Raw genomic sequence first — 1,894 nt, forward strand, 5'->3', positions numbered from 1 at the left:
GGTGGTGGCGGCGACCCGGCCGCGATCATTCGCCGCTACGCCGACCGCTTGACCTATGTGCATCTCAAGGACATTGACCTGGCCACGAGTGGATTCGTTCCGCTCGGCGAGGGCGACCTCGACCTGGAACCGATGTCGGGAACCGGGGCGGTCCCTAGGTGCACCTCCAGGTCGTCGGCCGTCGGCGTCTTCGGACGGCGGGCGGTCGGCCGGTCGAGATAGAACAGCGCGGTCGAGGCGATGTCGTCGCGCAGCGGCAGATAGCGCCAGCCGCTGCGCCAGCCGAGCGCCTGGATGTCGACCTTCGGGATGCCGGTCGCGAAGTGGATCGGGTCGAGCAGGTGCCAGCGGTACATGCCGAACCGCTGCTGTGACACATACAGCCCGTCGGGCCGGATGACCTGCGGCATCCCGAGGTAGGGGGTGGAGAACTCGGTGTAGCCCTGCCCGGGGATGTCGAAGTTCCAGGCGCCTCCGAAGTAGTCCTCTGTGCCAGTCCCGCAGATCGTCGGGTACTCGGTGTCGTCGTCGAGGTAGAACTTGATCTCCCCCTCGCCCCACCAGCCGTTGGAGTTCACCCCCCAGGCGATGTACGTGCCGACGTACTGCCCCTGGCCTTCGATGCCCTCGAGGATCACGTGCGGGGTGAGGTCTTCCAGGGGGTTCGAGCGCCGCCACTGGGCGTGGAAGTAGGCGTCGGTCGAATGGTCCCCGCCGACCTCGTACGTCACCTGGTAGTAGACGCGGACGTCGACGACCGAGGTGTTCTCGATGGTCAGCCTGGCGCCGTCGCGGAACGGCATCGGCCAGTAGGAGTTGAAGCCGCCGTGCGGATTCGCGGCGATGGTCTGCGAGTTCACCTGCGCGAAGACGCCCCAGCCGTTGCAGAAGAAGTCGCCGTAGGGCACTTCGACGGCCGGCTCCTCCGCGCCGTCCCAGTAGGCCCGCAGCAGGAGGGTGCGCCAGTTGTCGGTGTGCGTCGTGATCCAGATGTGGGTGATCTTCCCCGCTCCCTGGATGCTCGCGAGCTCGAACGTCTCGCCCGCCTTGATGTCGATGCTGGGGGAGATCTTCCAACCGGGGCCGAGGTCACGGGCGTTGGTCGCGCCCGTGCCCTCGGTCGCCCGGCCGCCGCCCCCAGCGGATCCGTCGAAGTTCTCCGGTGAGATGGATCGGGTCTGGACCTGTCGCAGCGCTGCGAGGGATGCCAGGTCAGAGGGTGCAGAAGTCATGGGCGCCAATGTAATCGATTTCAGGCGAGAACTCCAGGATCGGGATCGTGCGCGATACTGTTGCATTCACGTCCGGCTCGACCGGACAGGCAGTGAGGGTGCATGGCCACGATCTACGACGTCGCGGAACTCGCGGGGGTCTCTCCCGCGACCGTCTCGCGTGTGTTCAACGGCACGAGCGTGTCCGAAGAGAAGGTCGCCGCCGTCCGTGACGCCGCGGCGAAGCTGAACTTCACGCCGAACCGCACAGCGAGGACGCTGCGTCGTCAGAGCTCCGAGGTCATCGCCCTCGTCATCCCCGATATCGAGAACCCCTATTTCACCGAGATGGCGCGCGGCGTCGAGGACGTCGCCTCGGAGGCCGGCTACTCGGTGGTGCTCTGCAACTCCGACGCGCAGCTCGAGAAGGAGGCGACCTACCTCCGCATCGCGATCGCCGAGCACATGTCGGGCATCATCATCGCGACCGCCGACGAGCAGTCCAACCTCGACAGCATCCTCGCCACGGGGCGGCCGGTGGTGGCCGTCGACCGCAGCACCACCTACGACATCGATGGCGTCGTGATGGCCAATCGCGCGGCCGGCACCTCGGCCACGCGGGATCTGATCGACGCCGGATACCGCCGCATCGCCTACATCGGCGGGCCCGAGCACATCGACAC

Annotated in this window: 2 protein-coding genes; one reads left to right on the forward strand and one right to left on the reverse strand. The window is 66.9% G+C overall.

The window, feature by feature from the left end; translation table 11 throughout:
* Window positions 1-53: 53 nt before the first annotated feature.
* Window positions 54-1,232, reverse strand: coding sequence for a glycoside hydrolase family 172 protein (locus KZA10_RS13755; protein WP_256934856.1), 1,179 nt, complete (start codon window positions 1,230-1,232; stop codon window positions 54-56).
* Window positions 1,233-1,334: 102 nt separating this feature from the next.
* Between KZA10_RS13755 and KZA10_RS13760 the strand changes: the two genes are divergently transcribed.
* A partial coding sequence (locus tag KZA10_RS13760) for a LacI family DNA-binding transcriptional regulator (RefSeq protein ID WP_218683162.1) occupies window positions 1,335-1,894 on the forward strand: 560 nt, incomplete at its 3' end.

Source organism: Microbacterium sp. BF1 (assembly GCF_019279095.1).
GTDB classification, from domain to species: Bacteria; Actinomycetota; Actinomycetes; order Actinomycetales; family Microbacteriaceae; genus Microbacterium; species Microbacterium maritypicum.

What these genes read in the sequence shown, in the direction of transcription:
- KZA10_RS13755 (WP_256934856.1), bottom strand. Translation starts at nt 1,232, where the DNA reads ATGACTTCTGCACCCTCTGACCTGGCATCCCTCGCAGCGCTGCGACAG.